The organism is Gordonia sp. IEGM753, from assembly GCF_050321825.1.
In the GTDB taxonomy this organism is placed as follows: domain Bacteria; phylum Pseudomonadota; class Gammaproteobacteria; order Pseudomonadales; family Pseudomonadaceae; genus Aquipseudomonas.
Genome location: NZ_JBNQGB010000002.1, coordinates 307,771 through 324,655, shown reverse-complemented (window position 1 = coordinate 324,655; position 16,885 = coordinate 307,771). Strand labels below are relative to the sequence as shown.

The 16,885-nt window shown below is 57.2% G+C and carries 15 protein-coding genes, 1 tRNA gene and 1 pseudogene; 4 read left to right on the top strand and 13 right to left on the bottom strand.

What is annotated here, in order from left to right; genetic code table 11:
* Positions 1–188 precede the first annotated feature (188 nt).
* Positions 189–265 (bottom strand) — tRNA-Met (locus ACQR3R_RS14405).
* Positions 266–566: 301 nt separating this feature from the next.
* On the opposite strand from ACQR3R_RS14405, the gene dinB reads away from it, so the two are divergent.
* A complete protein-coding gene (gene dinB / locus ACQR3R_RS14400) occupies positions 567–1,628 on the top strand; it encodes a DNA polymerase IV (protein ID WP_428272966.1) in 1,062 nt (353 codons plus the stop codon).
* A 54-nt stretch (positions 1,629–1,682) separates the two neighbouring features.
* Here dinB and ACQR3R_RS14395 read toward each other — a convergent pair whose 3' ends face one another.
* The 4 genes and pseudogenes from ACQR3R_RS14395 to ACQR3R_RS14380 all read right to left on the bottom strand — a co-directional run bounded on the left by ACQR3R_RS14395 (position 1,683) and on the right by ACQR3R_RS14380 (position 6,468).
* Positions 1,683–2,636 carry a hypothetical protein gene (locus ACQR3R_RS14395; protein WP_428272965.1) on the bottom strand — a complete coding sequence of 318 codons (954 nt, stop codon included), beginning with the start codon at positions 2,634–2,636 and terminating at the stop codon, positions 1,683–1,685.
* Between the two features lie 17 nt (positions 2,637–2,653).
* Entirely contained in the window at positions 2,654–4,369 is a 1,716-nt protein-coding gene (locus tag ACQR3R_RS14390; RefSeq protein WP_428272964.1) for a proline--tRNA ligase, read from the bottom strand.
* Positions 4,370–4,510: 141 nt separating this feature from the next.
* Positions 4,511–6,022, bottom strand: a pseudogene (locus ACQR3R_RS14385) (AmpG family muropeptide MFS transporter); the annotation flags it as partial.
* Positions 6,023–6,114: 92 nt separating this feature from the next.
* Positions 6,115–6,468 (bottom strand): MGMT family protein, encoded by a 354-nt coding sequence (locus ACQR3R_RS14380; RefSeq protein ID WP_428272963.1) that lies wholly within the window; start codon positions 6,466–6,468, stop codon positions 6,115–6,117.
* 164 nt (positions 6,469–6,632) lie between these two features.
* Between ACQR3R_RS14380 and ACQR3R_RS14375 the strand changes: the two genes are divergently transcribed.
* A complete protein-coding gene (locus tag ACQR3R_RS14375; RefSeq protein ID WP_428272962.1) occupies positions 6,633–7,640 on the top strand; it encodes a DUF481 domain-containing protein in 1,008 nt (335 codons plus the stop codon).
* Positions 7,641–7,760: 120 nt separating this feature from the next.
* Here ACQR3R_RS14375 and ACQR3R_RS14370 read toward each other — a convergent pair whose 3' ends face one another.
* The gene (locus ACQR3R_RS14370; RefSeq protein WP_002554837.1) at positions 7,761–7,970 is read right to left on the bottom strand and encodes a cold-shock protein; all 210 of its coding nucleotides are present in this window, start codon (positions 7,968–7,970) and stop codon (positions 7,761–7,763) included.
* Positions 7,971–8,324: 354 nt separating this feature from the next.
* Here ACQR3R_RS14370 and dcd point away from each other — a divergent pair, with 354 nt between their 5' ends.
* Positions 8,325–8,891 carry a dCTP deaminase gene (dcd, locus tag ACQR3R_RS14365; RefSeq protein ID WP_074874089.1) on the top strand — a complete coding sequence of 189 codons (567 nt, stop codon included), beginning with the start codon at positions 8,325–8,327 and terminating at the stop codon, positions 8,889–8,891.
* A gap of 106 nt (positions 8,892–8,997) precedes the next feature.
* Positions 8,998–9,207 (top strand): hypothetical protein, encoded by a 210-nt coding sequence (locus ACQR3R_RS14360; RefSeq protein ID WP_428272961.1) that lies wholly within the window; start codon positions 8,998–9,000, stop codon positions 9,205–9,207.
* A gap of 42 nt (positions 9,208–9,249) precedes the next feature.
* On the opposite strand, the gene pdeM is transcribed toward ACQR3R_RS14360, so the two are convergent.
* The 7 genes from pdeM to ACQR3R_RS14325 all read right to left on the bottom strand — a co-directional run bounded on the left by pdeM (position 9,250) and on the right by ACQR3R_RS14325 (position 16,677).
* Complete coding sequence (gene pdeM / locus ACQR3R_RS14355) at positions 9,250–9,906, bottom strand: ligase-associated DNA damage response endonuclease PdeM (RefSeq protein WP_428272960.1); 657 nt, start codon at positions 9,904–9,906, stop codon at positions 9,250–9,252.
* Entirely contained in the window at positions 9,906–12,392 is a 2,487-nt protein-coding gene (locus ACQR3R_RS14350) for a ligase-associated DNA damage response DEXH box helicase (RefSeq protein ID WP_428272959.1), read from the bottom strand. The genes pdeM and ACQR3R_RS14350 overlap by 1 nt, the downstream gene beginning before the upstream one ends.
* An 86-nt stretch (positions 12,393–12,478) precedes the next feature.
* The gene (locus ACQR3R_RS14345; RefSeq protein WP_428272958.1) at positions 12,479–13,243 is read right to left on the bottom strand and encodes an ATP-binding cassette domain-containing protein; all 765 of its coding nucleotides are present in this window, start codon (positions 13,241–13,243) and stop codon (positions 12,479–12,481) included.
* Positions 13,244–13,256: 13 nt separating this feature from the next.
* Positions 13,257–14,375 (bottom strand): succinylglutamate desuccinylase/aspartoacylase family protein, encoded by a 1,119-nt coding sequence (locus ACQR3R_RS14340; RefSeq protein ID WP_428272957.1) that lies wholly within the window; start codon positions 14,373–14,375, stop codon positions 13,257–13,259.
* Positions 14,376–14,402: 27 nt separating this feature from the next.
* Positions 14,403–15,113, bottom strand: coding sequence for a histidine ABC transporter permease HisM (locus ACQR3R_RS14335; protein ID WP_428272956.1), 711 nt, complete (start codon positions 15,111–15,113; stop codon positions 14,403–14,405).
* Positions 15,110–15,838, bottom strand: coding sequence for an ABC transporter permease subunit (locus ACQR3R_RS14330; RefSeq protein WP_428272955.1), 729 nt, complete (start codon positions 15,836–15,838; stop codon positions 15,110–15,112). Before ACQR3R_RS14330 ends, ACQR3R_RS14335 begins: the two co-directional genes overlap by 4 nt.
* Before the next feature lie 56 nt (positions 15,839–15,894).
* Positions 15,895–16,677, bottom strand: coding sequence for a transporter substrate-binding domain-containing protein (locus tag ACQR3R_RS14325; RefSeq protein WP_428272954.1), 783 nt, complete (start codon positions 16,675–16,677; stop codon positions 15,895–15,897).
* Between the last annotated feature and the right edge of the window lie 208 nt (positions 16,678–16,885).

Here is a 16,885-nt window from a genome sequence, read left to right as displayed (position 1 = left end):
TTCTCGCCGGGTAGGGGCGACCGCATGTCATGAGCCCTGAAGGGTGTTGCCTGGAACTCAGCATAGTCTGAACTGAGCAGCCTGGTGAACCCAATAGGTTCACCACAGATTGACAGATCATTGTTGCGAAAGGACTTTTTCTTCAGATACAAAAAAGGCCACTCTTTCGAGCAGCCTTTTTTGATGTTTGGTTGCGGGAGCCGGATTTGAACCGACGACCTTCGGGTTATGAGCCCGACGAGCTACCAGACTGCTCCATCCCGCGTCTGTGTGTCGGCATTCTACAGAGGATCGCAGGTGTGTCAACCTTCATTTTAAGGAAAACCCTTTCCTGTTCAATCGCTTAGGGTCGAAACAACCAGGGCGGCTGGCCTGAGACGCTTGTGTGGCAAGGCTTTCAGCTCTATTGGGATGCTTGTGTCGATTGATAAAATGAATTCATGCTCGACTTTTCCTACGCTCTTGGAAGAACATTCAGACTACTGGTGCTATATACAGGTGTCAGTGAGACAATGCCGTCCTGACCCGCAAACACTCGATTTCACCGCCATGAACACTGCTTTTATATGACGCAGCGAAAAATCATCCACGTCGATTGCGACTGTTTCTACGCTGCCATCGAGATGCGGGACGACCCGCGCCTGGCTGGTAAGCCGTTGGCGGTAGGGGGTTCTGCGGATCGTCGCGGGGTGATTGCCACCTGTAATTATGAAGCTCGGGCTTATGGGGTGCGCTCGGCGATGTCTTCCGGGCATGCGCTAAAACTGTGCCCGGACCTGACCATCGTCAAACCGCGCATGGATGCTTATAGAGAAGCGTCCAAAGAAATTCAGACGATTTTTCGCGATTACACCGAGTTGATCGAGCCGCTGTCTCTCGACGAGGCTTACCTTGATGTGTCGGACTGCGCGCATTTTGGCGGTAGCGCGACGCGTATTGCCCAGGACATTCGCCGGCGAGTCTCTAATCAGCTGCACATCACTGTTTCGGCTGGCGTGGCGCCGAACAAGTTTCTGGCAAAGATCGCCAGTGACTGGAAGAAGCCGAATGGTTTGTTCGTGATCACACCGGATCAGGTCGAGGACTTTGTCAGCGGTTTGCCCGTCAGCAAGCTGCATGGCGTAGGCAAAGTGACGGCCGATAAGCTGGGCAGGCTCGGCATTGTCGATTGCTCGCACTTGCGCGAGTGGGACAAGTTGGCCCTGGTGCGCGAATTTGGCAGCTTCGGTGAGCGACTCTGGAGCCTTGCGCGTGGGATTGATGATCGGTTGGTGCATAACGACAGCCGTCGGCAGTCGATCAGTGTCGAAAACACCTACGACGTTGATCTGCCAGACTTGGTGAGCTGCCTGGACAAATTGCCTGAGCTGCTCGAGACACTGAGTAATCGCATGGCGAGAATCGACAGCAGCTATCGGCCCGGCAAGCCGTTCGTCAAAGTGAAATTCCACGACTTCACCCAAACCACGCTGGAACAGGCCGGAGCGGGGCGGGACTTGGGGAGTTATCAGTTGTTGCTGACCCAGGCGTTCAATCGCGGTGGTAAACCGGTACGGTTGCTGGGTGTCGGCGTTCGGCTGGAGGACTTGCGAGGAGGGTTTGAGCAGATGGAGTTGTTCGAGCGGTAGTTCAGTAATGAATGGAGCGGCCTCATCGCGAGCGAACTCGCGATGCTTTAAGCCTTAGTTTGGTCCTGGATCCGCTACCAGTCGCCCGGCGTCCTTAGTCAGTGACTTGAGGAATTCGGTCTGCAGTTCCGGGTCATTACGAGTCAGTTCAATCAAGCTCTGTTCCAGCTCGCTTGCTTCTTCTTCCATGCCCAGTTCCGATAGACGCTTGACCCGGTGCACCCACTGGCTCACTTCGTCGTCTTCGAGGTCTTCGTAAATCAGTTCGTGAGCTTCAAGCAGCTTGCCGCGTAGCTGGCTGCTGATGGCCAGGGAAGAATCGGTGTGCACATCATCCTGGGTATCTTCGACACTGATCTGCAGCTTGCTCAGATGATTGATGTCATGTTCAGAGAACGGGCTGTCCAGCAGGTTCAGGCGCAAGATACCGTTTTTGTCGGTACTCATTTCGAACGTCTGATTGCCGGCCTTGACCTCAACCGGGCGCTCGCTCCACGGCAGGCTTGAGTATTCCATGCGCTTGTCGCGCTGGATTTCGTCGATGCCCGCCAGGTTCTGCTGCGCACGACCGTGCGATTGCACGTTCATGAACGGGTTGATCCCCGCAAAACCATAGCTAAGCCAGTCTTTGGTCACGCTGTCTGGCAAGTTGCCGAGCGCAAACACGTTAACCACGTTGGCCCCGACGCCCGCCACAATCGCGACCGCACCCAGCGGAATCTCGTAAGCCTCCCGCCAGGGTTGGTAAGGCGTATAGCGATCATAGTGGCGCGTGACTTCGAATTCGGTAACTTCGAATGTCTTCTGCTCGAGGATCTTCACCCGGCGTTGCGGCAATTCCAAAACCTTGGGTTCGCCGACATCGATTTGCAGGCTGTGATCGAGCAACTTGCGCTCGACACGTTCCTCGTGCTCGCTGCGTTGCGACATTTGATTGGCGCAGCCGCTGACCAGCAGGGTGCTGCACAGGGCAGCACCACCGAGGCCTAAGGTGTTTCGCTTGAACATGACTTCTCTATCTGGTGTCAGCGGCGGATACGGGCCTGGAGGAACGACAGCACGTCAGCCACCGGCAGCGCTTGCGCTTCGGGTTCGGTGCGGCTCTTGTATTCCAGGTTACCTTCGGCGAGGCCGCGGTCACTGACCACGATCCGGTGAGGAATGCCGATCAGTTCCATGTCCGCAAACTTGATGCCTGGGCTGGTTTTCTTGTCGCGATCGTCCAGCAGCACTTCGAAACCGGCCGCAGTCAATTCTGCGTACAACGTGTCGGTGGCTTCGCGAACCTGCTCGGTTTCGTAACGCAGTGGCACCAGCGCAACCTGGAATGGCGCGAGGGTGTCGCTCCAGATAATCCCGTTGGCGTCGTTGCCCTGCTCGATGGCTGCAGCCACCACGCGGGAAACGCCGATACCGTAGCAGCCCATTTCCAGGGTTACCGGCTTACCGTTCTCGCCCAGCACTTCGCACTTCATCGCTTTGCTGTACTTGTTGCCCAGCTGGAAGATGTGCCCGACTTCGATACCGCGTTTGATTTCAAGCGTGCCTTTGCCATCCGGGCTCGGGTCGCCGGCCACCACGTTTCGCAAATCGGCAACGGTCGGAACCGGCAGGTCACGTTCCCAGTTCACGCCGAAGTAGTGTTTGTCGTCGATGTTGGCACCGATGCCAAAGTCGCTCATCAACTCGACGGAACGGTCGATGATGATCGGCAGTGGCAAGTTCAGCGGGCCAAGCGAACCTGCGCCGGCACCGATGGCGTCGCGCAGTTCGGCGTCACTGGCCATGACCAATGGGCTGGCAACGCCAGGCTGCTGGGAAGCCTTGATTTCGTTGAGCTCATGGTCGCCACGGATGACCAGCGCGATCAGTTTGCCTGCTTCTTCAGCGTGCACGATCAGCGTCTTGATGGTCTTTTCAATCGGCAGATTGAATTTCTCCACAAGGGCGGCAATGGTCTTGGTTTCTGGTGTGTCCACCAGGCGCAGCTCTTCACTTGGCGCAGGACGCGATGCTTCGCGTGGCACGGCTTCGGCTTTTTCGATGTTCGCTGCATAGTCGGAACCGTTGCTGAAGACGATATCGTCTTCGCCGGATTCGGCCAATACGTGGAACTCGTGGGAGCCAGCGCCACCGATCGAGCCGTTGTCCGCTTCAACCGCGCGGAACTTCAGGCCCAGACGAGTGAATACATTGGTGTAAGCCTGGTGCATGCGGTCGTAAGTGATCTGCAGCGAAGGCTGGTCAGCATGGAACGAGTAAGCGTCCTTCATGATGAACTCGCGACCGCGCATCAAACCGAAGCGTGGACGGATTTCGTCACGGAACTTGGTCTGAATTTGATACAGGTTGATCGGCAGCTGTTTGTAGCTGCTCAACTCGTTACGCATCAGGTCGGTAATCACTTCTTCATGAGTCGGGCCGGCGCAGAAATCGCGACCGTGACGATCCTTGAAGCGCAGCAATTCCGGGCCGTACTCTTCCCAGCGGCCCGATTCCTGCCATAGCTCAGCCGGTTGGGTGCTCGGCATCAACACTTCAAGAGAGCCGGCCGCGTTCATTTCTTCACGAACGATGGCTTCGACCTTGCGCATAACCCGCAAGCCCATGGGCAGCCAGGTGTACAGGCCCGAGGCGAGTTTACGGATCATGCCGGCGCGCAGCATCAGCTGATGGCTGATAACGACCGCGTCGGAAGGCGTTTCTTTCTGTGTGGCGAGCAAAAATTGACTGGTGCGCATGGTTGGCCGTTGTCGGTTGCTGATGACGAGAAATGACGGAGCATTGTACGGGCGAGATCCGCTGGCGTACAGGCGTGCGGTCAGTGGTGTGGCAGGAGGGCGCTAACTGCGTGCCCTCCGGGAGTTTCCTGTCTGAAGAAGCTACGATTCTTCGACGATTTGCGTGGGGGTCGGTTCCGGTGTTGGCTTCGGACCTGCACGCTTGCTCTCCTGGAACCAGTGCAAGGCGATCAGCAGCAGGGTCGGAACACCCAGCAGAGCGGTGATCAGGAAGAAGTTGTGGTAACCGTATTTTTCCACCATCACACCCGAATAGCCGCCGATGAGGCGGGGCAACAAGAGCATGATCGAGCTGAGCAGCGCGTATTGCGTCGCGGAAAACTTGAGGTTGGTCAGGCTCGACAGATAAGCCACGAACGCCGAGGTTGCCAGTCCTGAACTGAAGTTGTCCAGTGAAATGGTGACGATCAGCATCTGCAGATTCGCCCCCATGTCGGCGAGCATCAGAAACAGCAGGTTGGTCGCAGCCGAGGCGACGCCGCCGATGAACAGGATCGGTAAAATGCCGAAGCGCACGATCAGCAGGCCACCCATGCCGGCGCCCACGAGGGTCATGATCAGGCCGAAAATTTTGCTGACGCTGGCGATTTGGTCTTTGGTGAAGCCTTGGTCGATATAGAACACGTTGGCCATTACGCCCATGACCGTGTCCGACATTCGATACGTTGCAATCAACCCGAGCAACAGGAAGGCTTGCCAGCGGTAACGCAAAATGAAGTCGTTGATGGGGGTGAGGACCGGCGCGAGCCCGCGACGTCCTACGGCCGACAAACAGATAACGGTCAGCGTGGTGTACAGAATCGCGCGCAGGAACGCGCGGTCTTCCAGCAGCAGGTCGAGCATGCTCACGCCTTCGAACAGCACGCTGGCGAAGTCGGTGTTGTAGAGCTGAGTGAACATGGCGGGTACCGACACCAGCAGCACGATCAGTACGAACACTGACATCAGCTGATGCACAAAACTGTAGCGTCCGGCCTGGAGTTGCGTGCGCAAGGGCACTGGCGGTTCACGCATGAAGAGGGTGGTCAGCAATGCCGGAATCATCAGGGCGCCGAACAGTGCGTAGGTGCCGGCCCAGGCCGAATGCTGATAGTTGAACCCGGTGGAGCCGAAGCCTTCGGCAAAGAACAGCGCGCCGGCAGTGGCCAGCAGTGCCGCGATTCGATAGCCGGACATATAGCTGGCAGCGAGTGCAGCCTGGCGACTGTCTTCAGCAATTTCCAGGCGATAGGCGTCGACGGCAATGTCTTGCGTTGCGGAAGCGAAGGCAACGACTACGGCGATGGCGATCAGCCAGGACAAATGCTTTTGCGGGTCGCAAAAACCCATCCCGATCAGGCCGAGAATGACCAGCGATTGGGAAAGCACGAGCCAGGATCGGCGGCGACCGAGTTTGCCCAGTATTGGCAGGCGCCATTGATCGAGTAGCGGTGACCAAACCCATTTAAAGGCGTAGGCCAGACCGATAAGGCTTGCATAGCCGATCGTTTCGCGAGCGACACCGGCCTCGCGTAGCCAGACCGATAGCGTCGAAAATACCAGCATGTAGGGCAAGCCGGCGGCGAAACCAAGCAACAACAACACGAGCGTCGAGGGGCTGGCATAGGCGGCGAGCGCGGCGCGCCAGGTTTTACGGGGCATGGGCTGGAGTCTGCCTCAAGAATTACGGAAACAAAGCGCGCACTCTAACCGCTGTGCTCTACCGGGCGCCAGCCATGGCGCTGAATATCAACACGATTATTCAGGACACTGATCCCTTCTTCGCGCAATCTCGCACGTTGTTCATCACCTGAAACGCTACCCACGGGCAGGCTGATTCGTCCTCCGGCGCCCAGCACGCGATGCCATGGCAACTTGGTGTCTGCGGGCAATTGGCTCAGCGTTCGCCCGACATAGCGCGCGGCGCGGCCCAGCCCTGCGAGTTCGGCAAGTTGGCCATAGCTCACCACCTTACCTTCGGGTACTTGTGCCAGCGTCAGATAGAGCGCCGTGCGTCGGATTTGCGCCGGGCTTTCTGTTTCGGTGGTCGGGTCTGTCACGTCCGCAGTTCCTGAATGAGTGGGGCATCATCGCCCATAGAGTAAGTCCAGGATCGTCAGTTGAGAAATGAACTCAATAGAAATAGTCGGGTCAGTCGTTGCTAGGGTCTTATTCCTACGGATAAAACCGACTTTTTTTCGCAAACTTGAGCCCGTATTTGCTTATGGTTTCCAGAACCTTGCTGTGCCTTGCTGTCTTCAGTGCCTCCACTCCCGCATTTGCCGACACCGTCTGGTTGAAAAACGGTGACAAATTGAGCGGCAAAATATCCGTATTCGATGGCGGTAAGTTGGTAATCCAGACTGCGTACGCCGGTGCAATTCCGATCGACTGGAAGCAGGTGAAAACACTGGAAAGTGATCAGGAGCTATTGGTTAAACAGGACGCCTATACCGGCGAAAAGGCCAAGTCATTGCACGCGGCAGAGGACGGTAAGGTCACGCTGGCGAATGGTGAGGCGCCCAAAACGGTAGAGTTGGCCAGTATTCAGCAGATTCTCAAACCTAAGCCTGTGGTTGAGGATCTGGTATGGAAAGGCAATGTTGACATGGCGCTCGACTATCAGCGCGCCGAGAAGGACACCGATGACTATGACATCGACTTCAAGACCACTGCCCGTCATGGTAAATGGCGTCACACGGCAGAAGGCGAATATAACCGCGAGTTTCAAGATGACGTTGTAACCACCAACAACTGGCGTGCCGAGTATTCGCTTGATCGCTTCCTGACGGAAAAATGGTTCTGGCAGGGGCGGGCGGTCTACAAGCGTGATCATGTCGAGGACCTTTCTCGTCAGCGCACGGTTGGTACCGGCCCGGGCTACCAGTTCTGGGATGACGAATTGGGTGCATTCTCCCTGGGCTCGCTGGTCAACCGTACTGATTATGAATACTCGGACGGCGGCAAAGAGAACTTCTATTCCCTGGCAATGAAGTGGGACTACAACCGTTATTTGATCGGCAAGAAGGTAGAGCTGTTTACCAATGGCGAGGTCGGCAAGCCGTTGTCGGGCGTAGCGGATTACGCGCTGGATGCTGAAATTGGCTTGCGCTACAAGGTCACCGATTGGGCATCGCTGAACCTGAAAGCGGAGAGGGACATCATCAGCGGAAGTGACGAAGCGGACCTTACCAAGACTCGATACACGGCAGGGTTTGGCGTGGCTTGGTAACACGCATAAAAAAATCGCAGCCATTGGCTGCGATTTTTTTTGCCTGAAATGCTGTAAAACACTCAGGCACAAAAAAGCCCCACTTTTAAGGGCGGGGCTTTTTACTAAAGCAAGTACAAGTTAGATAACTTGAACTTCTTCAGCTTGCATGCCTTTCTGACCGCGGGTAGCGATGAAAGAAACCTGTTGGCCTTCTTTCAGGCTTTTGAAGCCGTCGGATTGGATAGCTTTGAAGTGAACGAACAGGTCGTCACCGGATTGTGGAGTGATGAAGCCGAAGCCTTTTTCATCGTTGAACCACTTAACGGTACCGGTTTGGCGATTAGACATGGTGTAACTCCTTGAACAAAGATAACTGCGACACAGGAAGAACCCTGGCCGAGACTGAGTGCAAAGAGCAGGAAAAATTCTTGTAGATGGTTGGATCGAAATTCAACATATCGTGTAGAGATTCTCAGTGACACAAGCAGCACAGTGGCGCCACCTTAACCCTTTTTCCGGAACGTGCCAATGCTTCTTGCGAAGGTTTCTCTGATTTCATGACTGACGGTGCTGCATATTGCCGTCAAGGCCCGGAATTTACGGGGGATCGGCGAGAATTGTGCCTCGGACTTTGAACCCGGCGGCGCGCCCCGGTAAGATGCCGGACAGAATTTTTCCACCTCGCTATTCAGGACACCCGCCATGAGCATCAAATCGGACAAGTGGATTCGCCGCATGGCGCAAGAGCACGGCATGATCGAACCCTTCGTCGAGCGCCAGATGCGCGGCGAAGGCGCCGACCGGGTGATTTCCTACGGTGTGTCGAGCTACGGCTACGACGTGCGCTGCGCCGACGAATTCAAAGTGTTCACCAACATCAACTCGGCGACCGTTGATCCGAAGAACTTCGACGAGAAGAGCTTTGTCGACGTCAAGAGCGACGTCTGCATCATCCCGCCTAACTCCTTTGCCCTGGCGCGCACCGTCGAGTTCTTCCGTATCCCTCGTAACGTGCTCACCATTTGCCTGGGTAAAAGCACTTACGCCCGTTGCGGCATTATCGTCAACGTGACGCCGCTTGAGCCTGAGTGGGAAGGTCATGTGACCCTGGAGTTCTCCAACACCACCACACTGCCGGCGAAAATCTACGCCAACGAAGGCGTCGCGCAGATGTTGTTCTTCGAATCCGACGAAGAGTGCGAAGTCTCCTATAAGGATCGTGGTGGCAAGTATCAGGGCCAACGCGGCGTGACGTTGCCGCGCACCTGATTCAACCATCTGCCGGATGGTGGGAATTCTTCAGCATCTAGACACTCTATTGGGTGTACTGCCCGGTTAGCGCACAGCGACCCGGGCCATTGCTCAGGAGTGCTCTATGAAGATCGATCCGCGAATAAGTGCCGAACTGGCCAGGCTTGAGCCCAATCAGGTTGGCGTTTTGGCCTGGTCCTTGTTGGCGCATCCGCCAATCAATATGGCGGGCGGCATCCCCGGTCAGCCTGATCCAGACACCCCAAATGAGCAACCTGAGGAGCCTGGCGTGCCAACCTTGCCGGATGAGCCGCCTCCCGCTCCGGTTGCCTGACAACACAAATAAATGGCCAGTCAATGGATGTCCGCACGGGTATCAATTGACTGGCCATATTTCGTTGTCGCCGATTACGAAAATCCGACAGCTGTCATCCTTCTCGACCTGATACCCACCGGTAAATGCTCCGAAGGCAGGCAGCAAGCTGACGTCTGTGCCGAGCCTGAAGCATGTCAGCCGTAGGCGTTGACGGCCGCGACCGTACAAGCGATAAACCGGGTGCACATGCCCCGCCAGCACATGCCGGTTCGGGTGGGGATGCGGCTCGTGTTGCAATGCAAACGGTCCTATCAGTAACGGCTCTGGTACCACGCGAATGTTCAGCGAGGCGGGCGGATCGCCGGCCCTTTTGTCATGATTGCCGCGGATCAGCGTCATCGGCAGGTCGGCATGGCGTGCTCTCCATGTCGCCAACGCGCTCAGCGTCGGCGCCGCGTGGGAACCCGGACCGTGAAGAAAGTCCCCCAGGAAAATCAGCTGACGGCAGGGCAGAGCCGTCAACAAACCATCCAGTACACCGATATTGCTTGAGGTAGTGCCCTGCGGCACAGGCTGGCCGAGGCTTCGATACGCGGCAGCCTTGCCGAAGTGCACGTCGGCAATCAGTAGCGCTTGTTGTGCAGGCCAATACAGCGCTTTTTCAGGTAATAACCAAAGTTCTTCGCCCGCCAACCTCACTGGAAAAGCCGTGTTCATCAGGCTTTACCGCGTTCGGCGGTTTTTTCCAGGTCGCTGACCATGCGCCTGATCCGGTCGGCCAGTTTTTCCGAACTCATGCTTTCGCGAAAGCGTTCTACCAGCAGCGGAAACCCAAGCGGTGTAGGACGTTTGATAGAGTGCACATCGAGCCTTAACCGGCTGATGTGGTCCAGTGTCTGTTCCAGGCGACGAATATCCAGTTCCTCCCGTAAGACTTCCTCCCCAGCCTGGGCCAAGAGCAAATTCCCCGCATCGTACTGTTTGAACACTTCGAAGAATAATCCGCTGGATGCTTGAACCTGACGTGTACTTTTAGGTGCGCCGGGGTAACCGGCGAACACCAGTCCTGCAATTCGGGCTATTTCACGGAAACGCCGCAGTGCCAATTCACCGGCATTCAGACTGGCAAGAACGTCCTCCAGCAAATGCTTGGCGTTGAACAAATCAGCCGTCAACAGATTTGCCCAGTCCACATAGGTGGCGCTGAGTAATTCCAGCCCATAATCATTGACTGCGATCGAAAACGTCACAGGCTGCTGCTGACTGACGCGCCAGGCCAGCAGACTTGCCAAGCCTTGGTGTACCTGGCGACCGGCGAAGGGGTAGAGGAACAAATGCCAGCCTTCACGGGATTTCAGGGTTTCGGCCAGCAGGGTTGTCGACGTCGGCAGGCCGGACCACTGCTGCTGCACGGCCAATAGCGGGCGCAGCGCTTGCATTTCTGGCCCGACAAATTCGTCATGCGCTGCGGCACTGAAGCGTGCGACGACAGCATTAGCCAACTCGCTGGACAACGGCATTCGCCCGCCATTCCAGCGTGGCACTGCGGCTTTTTTAACGGTGCTGCGTTTGACGTAGGCCGTCATGTTTTCCACCCGGACCAATTCCAGCAACCGCCCGGCGAATAGAAAACCGTCTCCGGGCTTGAGACGCGCGATGAAACCTTCTTCAACGCTGCCCAGTTGTTTGCCACCACCACCCTTGCTCCAGAACTTCAACTGAATGCTCGCATCACTGACGATGGTGCCGATACTCATGCGATGACGTCGCGCCAGTCGTGCGTCGGGTACGCGCCATACCCCGTGCTCGTCCGGCTCCACTCGGCGGTAATCCGGGTAGGCTGTCAGAGAAAGTCCGCCATAGCGTACGAAAGCGAGCGCCCATGCCCAATCAGCGGGTGTGAGGTCACGATAGGCCCAGGCCTGGCGGACTTCTTCGTACAACTCTTCGGGAACAAAGCCACCGCCCAATGCCATGCTGACCAGATGCTGAACCAGTACATCCAATGGTTTATGCGGTGATTCACGGGGTTCTATCCGTCGTTGGGCGACGGCGTCCTGGGCTGCTGCCGCCTCGATCAACTCCAGGCTGTGTGTCGGTACCAGTGTCACCCGTGATATCCGTCCCGGCGCGTGGCCGGAGCGGCCTGCGCGCTGCATCAGCCGCGCCACGCCTTTCGCTGAACCGATTTGCAGTACGCGTTCCACTGGCAGGAAGTCCACACCCAGGTCCAGGCTCGACGTGCAGACCACGGCTTTTAACTGTCCGTCCTTTAGCGCTCGCTCGACCCAATCGCGGGTTTCTCGGGACAGTGAGCTATGGTGCAGGGCGATCAGGCCGGCCCAGTCGGGACGTGCCTCCAATAGGGCCTGATACCAGATTTCCGATTGTGCACGGGTGTTGGTGAATACCAGGCTGCTGGGGCTGGAATCGAGCTCCGCCACCACTTGCGGCAACATCTTCAAGCCGATATGCCCGGCCCATGGGAAACGTTCGATGGCTTGCGGCAACAGGGTGTCGACTCGCAACTCTTTGCTGGTGTGCCCCTGAACGCTGATGCTCGCACCATGTGGGATCAACACCTGTTCGGCGTGGGATTGATTACCCAGCGTTGCGGACACGCCCCAAACGATCAACTCGGGGTGCCAGCGACGCAGTCGGGCGAGCGCCAGTTGCAGCTGCACGCCGCGTTTGTTGCCTATCAGCTCATGCCATTCATCGACCACCACCATGCGCAACGTCGAGAGCGCGGTTTGCGCATCGGCACGGGCCAGCATCAGGGTCAGGCTTTCCGGAGTGGTGATCAGCGCCGTGGGCAAGCGGCGGCTCTGTCGGGCGCGTTCACTGCTGCTGGTGTCGCCGGTGCGCAGGCCTACGCTCCATGGAATCTGCAAGTCGCTCAGCGGTGTTTCCAGTGCCCGCGCCGTATCCGCCGCCAGCGCACGCATGGGCGTTATCCACAGGACTGTCAGCGGCTCGGCCACGGGTTTGCGCTGTCGGGGCTTCGGTTCGGATGGCGCACAACGTGCGAAGCGATTCAGTGCCGCAAACCACACCGCGTAGGTTTTGCCGGCGCCGGTGCTGGCGTGCAGCAAGCCGGACTGCCCACGTTTAACGGCAGTCCATACGTGTTTCTGAAAGGCGAATGGCTTCCAGCCGCGCCCGGTGAACCACTGTTTTGCGAAGTCGGTGGAGGTTCCCATGCCGGCCGTGTGCGCTCTGAAAGTCCTCTTTCAGTGACCACGGCGCAACATGACAAGTTTAATTGCGTTGGTGTATGTGGGAGCGATTACTTGAGGTTACCGCTGAGAAACTGCTTCAGCCGCTCGCTCGTGGGATTGCCCAGCACGTCTTCCGGTGCGCCCTGTTCTTCCACCAGGCCCTGATGCAGGAACAACACCTGGCTCGATACCTTGCGCGCGAAACTCATTTCGTGAGTCACCATGATCATCGTGCGGCCTTCTTCGGCCAGTCCCTGAATCACTCGCAGCACTTCGCCCACCAGCTCCGGGTCCAGTGCCGACGTCGGTTCGTCGAACAGCATCACTTCCGGCTCCATCGCCAAGGCGCGGGCGATGGCGACACGTTGTTGCTGGCCTCCGGACAGGAACGCCGGGTATTGATCGGCCACACGTGAGGCCAGGCCGACTTTGTCCAGATAGCGGCGCGCCCGGTCTTCGGCTTCTTTTTTGTCGCAGCCCAACACCCGGCGCGGGGCCATGGTGATGTTTTCCAGCACGGTCATGTGGCTCCACAGGTTGAAATGCTGAAACACCATGGCCAGCCGGGTGCGGATGCGTTGCAGCTCATCGGCGTCGGCCACGTGCATGCCGTGGCGATCCTTGATCATGCGGATCGGCTGGCCATCGAGGGTCATTGCACCGTCGTTGGGTTGTTCGAGAAAGTTGATACAGCGCAGAAAAGTACTTTTACCCGAGCCGCTGGCGCCAATCAGGCTGATGACGTCGCCCGTGTTGGCCTTGAGTGAAACGCCTTTAAGCACGTGATGATCGCCGTAACTTTTATGCAGGCCTTCAATGGTCAATTTGTACATGGGGCATGCATCCTCAAGGCGAAAGTAGGTAACCGCTGCGGTAGGCTTCAGCGCCCGCGACATGGGCGATCACCATGCCGGCAGTGGCCATGCGTCGCAGCGAACGGGCGTACATCAGCCCGGCGCTAGTGCAATGAACAGGTGTGACGCGGTCGAGGATCGGGTCAATGATTTCAGCGATCAACTGCCCGGCTTCCAGGTATTCCCCCGGCAGCGCGGTGAACACCAGCAGACCGCCGACGGGCGTAACGACGGGCTCCACACCGGCCAAAGGTGTGGCGGGGTAAGGCAGCGGCGGCAAGGGTGCGGGTTCACCGGCGATGGCGCCAAATTGAATCAGGTAGTCGATCAAGGCCTGGCAATCGAGGCTCGCGAGCGGGTGATTGACATCGCCTTGGCCGCGCAATTCGACCGTGACCGAAAAACTGCCCAGCGGAATGTCGAACTGCTCGCCAAAGCGTTCCTTGAGCTGCCACCACAACAAGGTGAAACACTCATCGAAAGACTGGCCGCCGGAATCGGTGGCCAGCAGGCTGGCTTCCGAGCCGATGTAGCGGGCCAGCGGTTCGACCAGATGCCATGCCTGCGGTGTGGTGTAAAGGTGCGCCACGGCTTCGAAATCGCAATGCAGGTCCAGCACCATATCGGCATCGCAGGCCAGCCGTTGCAGGGTCAGGCGTTGGGATTGCAACTGAGTGCTGGCGGTCTGCCGGGCCAGCGCATTGCGTAAGCTCTCGCGAATCAGTTCCAGGTTGCCTTGCTGATCGTCACCCAAGCGGCCTTCGATGTCGTTGCCGACCGCATCGCTCAAGTCGACGAACCAGCGGTTGAAGTTCTGACCGCTTTCCAGTTCGTAGCGACCCAAAGGCACATCCATCAGCACTTGTTCCAGGCCTACCGGATTGGCCACGGGCACCAGCACGATTTCACTGCGCAGGCGTCCAGAGCCTTCCAGTTCTGCCAGGCGTTGCTTGAGGTGCCAGGCCACCAACATGCCGGGCATTTCATCGGCGTGCAGCGATGACTGGATGTAGATTTTGCCTTTGGCCGTCGACGGGCCGAAGTGAAAACTGTGAATCTGTCGTGCGGTCCCCGGCAGCGGGGCCAGCAAATCATGTATCTGGTGGCGCATTTGCTTTTGTTCCTGAAATCGGAAGTGCTAGTGGGTCGGCCCGAGGAAGGCCAGCCATCGGCGTTCGGCGAGGCGAAACAGGCCGACCAGCGCAAAGGTAATGGTCAGGTAGATCAATGCGGCGATGCCGAATGACTGAAAGGTCAGGAACGTCGCCGAGTTGGCGTCCCGAGCAACTTTGAGAATGTCGGGAATGGTCGCGGTGAACGCTACGGTGGTCGAGTGCAGCATCAGAATCACTTCGTTGCTGTAATAAGGCAGCGAGCGACGCAGGGCAGAAGGCATGATCACGTAGGCATACAGCTTCCAGCCTGTCAGGCCATAGGCTTTGGCGGCTTCGACTTCACCGTGGTTCATGCTGCGAATCGCCCCGGCGAAAATCTCCGTGGTGTAGGCGCAGGTGTTCAGGGCGAAGGCCAGAATGGTGCAGTTCATCGCATCGCGAAAGAATGCGTCCAATACCGGTTGGGCGCGCACGGCGGCCAGGCTGTAAATGCCGGTGTAGCAAATCAGCAACTGGATATACAGCGGTGTGCCACGAAACAGGTACGTGTAGAACTGCACCGGCCAGCGCACATAGGCCTTGGGCGAAACCCGGGCGATGGACAGCGGGATCGACACCAGAAAACCGATGCAGATCGAGGCACTGAGCAACCACATGGTCATGGCCAGGCCAGTGATGTGATAGCCGTCGGTATAAAGGAATGGTTTCCAGTATTCCTGCAGGAGTTCAATCATCGCGCGGCCTCCCGGGAACCAGCGGCGTAGCGACGTTCAAGCCAGCGCAAAACGAAGTTGGAGGCGCTGGTGATCAGCAGGTAGATCAACGCTGCCAGCACCAGGAAGTAGAAGAGCTGATAGGTGCTTTTACCCGCGTCCTGCGCTGCCTTGACCAAATCGGCCAAGCCGATGATCGATACCAGCGCGGTGGCCTTGAGCATCACCATCCAGTTGTTGCCGATGCCCGGCAGGGCGAATCGCATCATTTGCGGGAACACCACGAATCGAAAACGCTGACCGCGTTTGAGTCCATAAGCCGTGGCCGCTTCAACCTGACCCCTGGGCACCGCGAGAATGGCGCCACGGAACGTCTCGGTGAAATACGCGCCGTAAATGAAGCCCAGCGTGATAACCCCGGCGCTGAACGGGTTGATCTCGATGTATTCCCATTCCATCAAATCGGTAAACGAGGTCAACCAGGTTTGCAGGCTGTAGAAAATCAGCAGCATCAGCACCAGGTCCGGCACCCCGCGAATCAGCGTGGTGTAGAGCTGGGCCGGCACCCGCAGCAGTTTGACTTTTGAGAGCTTGGCACTGGCGCCCAGCAGACCGAGTAATACGGCCACCAAGAGCGACAACACCGATAATTTGATGGTCATCCAGGTGCCTTGCATCAGCAACGGGCCAAAGCCCTTGAGGCTGAAGGCAGCGAGCCCCAGGTTTTGTAATAGGTTTTCGAACATAAATCAGCAACCTGATCGGATAAAAAAAGCGCCCATCGCGAGATGGGCGCCGGGCATCATTTGCCGCTGTACAGATTCAGATCGCCAAAGTGTTTCTTTTGAATAGTGGCGTAGGTGCCATCGTCGTGTAACGCTTTGATACCTTTATCAAGAAGTGCCTTGAGGTCTTTGTTACCTTTCGAGATACCGACAGCCGTTTTGGCTGGCAGCAGAGGATCGTCAACGGGTTTGCTGACTTCGTAGTCAGCACCTTGTGGCGACTTCAAAAAGCCCAGTTCGGCTTGCAGCATGTCCTGAATCGAGGCGTCCAGACGACCCGAAGTCAAGTCAGCGTAGACCTGATCCTGGTTGGCGTAGGCCTGAGTGGTCACACCTGCCTTGTCCAGCACGGCTTTAGCGTAGGCTTCCTGAATGGTGCCTTGCTCGTAACCGACTTTTTTACCCTTCAGCGAAGCGGTTTCGGCCGTGATGCCGGAGCCTTTCTTGAACACGAAGGAGGTTGGGCCAGAGAACAGCTCGTTGGAGAAGTCGATGACTTTTTCGCGGGCCGGGGTGACGGTCATCGAAGAGATTACACCGTCGAATTTATTGGCCTTCAGGCCCGGAATCATGCCGTCGAAATCACTTTCGACCCATTTGCACTTGACCTTCAGCTCGGCACAGATCGCGTTCCCCAGATCGATGTCGAAGCCTACCAGGCTACCGTCGGCCGCTTTGGACTCGAAAGGAGCATAGGAAGGGTCAACACCAAAACGCAGCTCTTTATATTCCTTGGCCAGCGCGGAGCCGGCAGCCATGCACAACGCCAGTGCAGAAAGGGTCAGCAATGCTTTTTTCATTATTCAATCCCTAAAAACCAATATGAGCGCTTATGGCGCAGAATTATTGTTACTGGAAAGCGTAAGACCCAATGAAGGTAGCAATTTCCGAACCAGAGTGCCGAACAAGCGTTTTAAAAGTGATTCGAAAATAGCTGGGTCGGATTTATGCACGAAAACGGGCGCAGGAAAACCCTTGCACCACATTGGACCCGTAATCAGAAAGTAC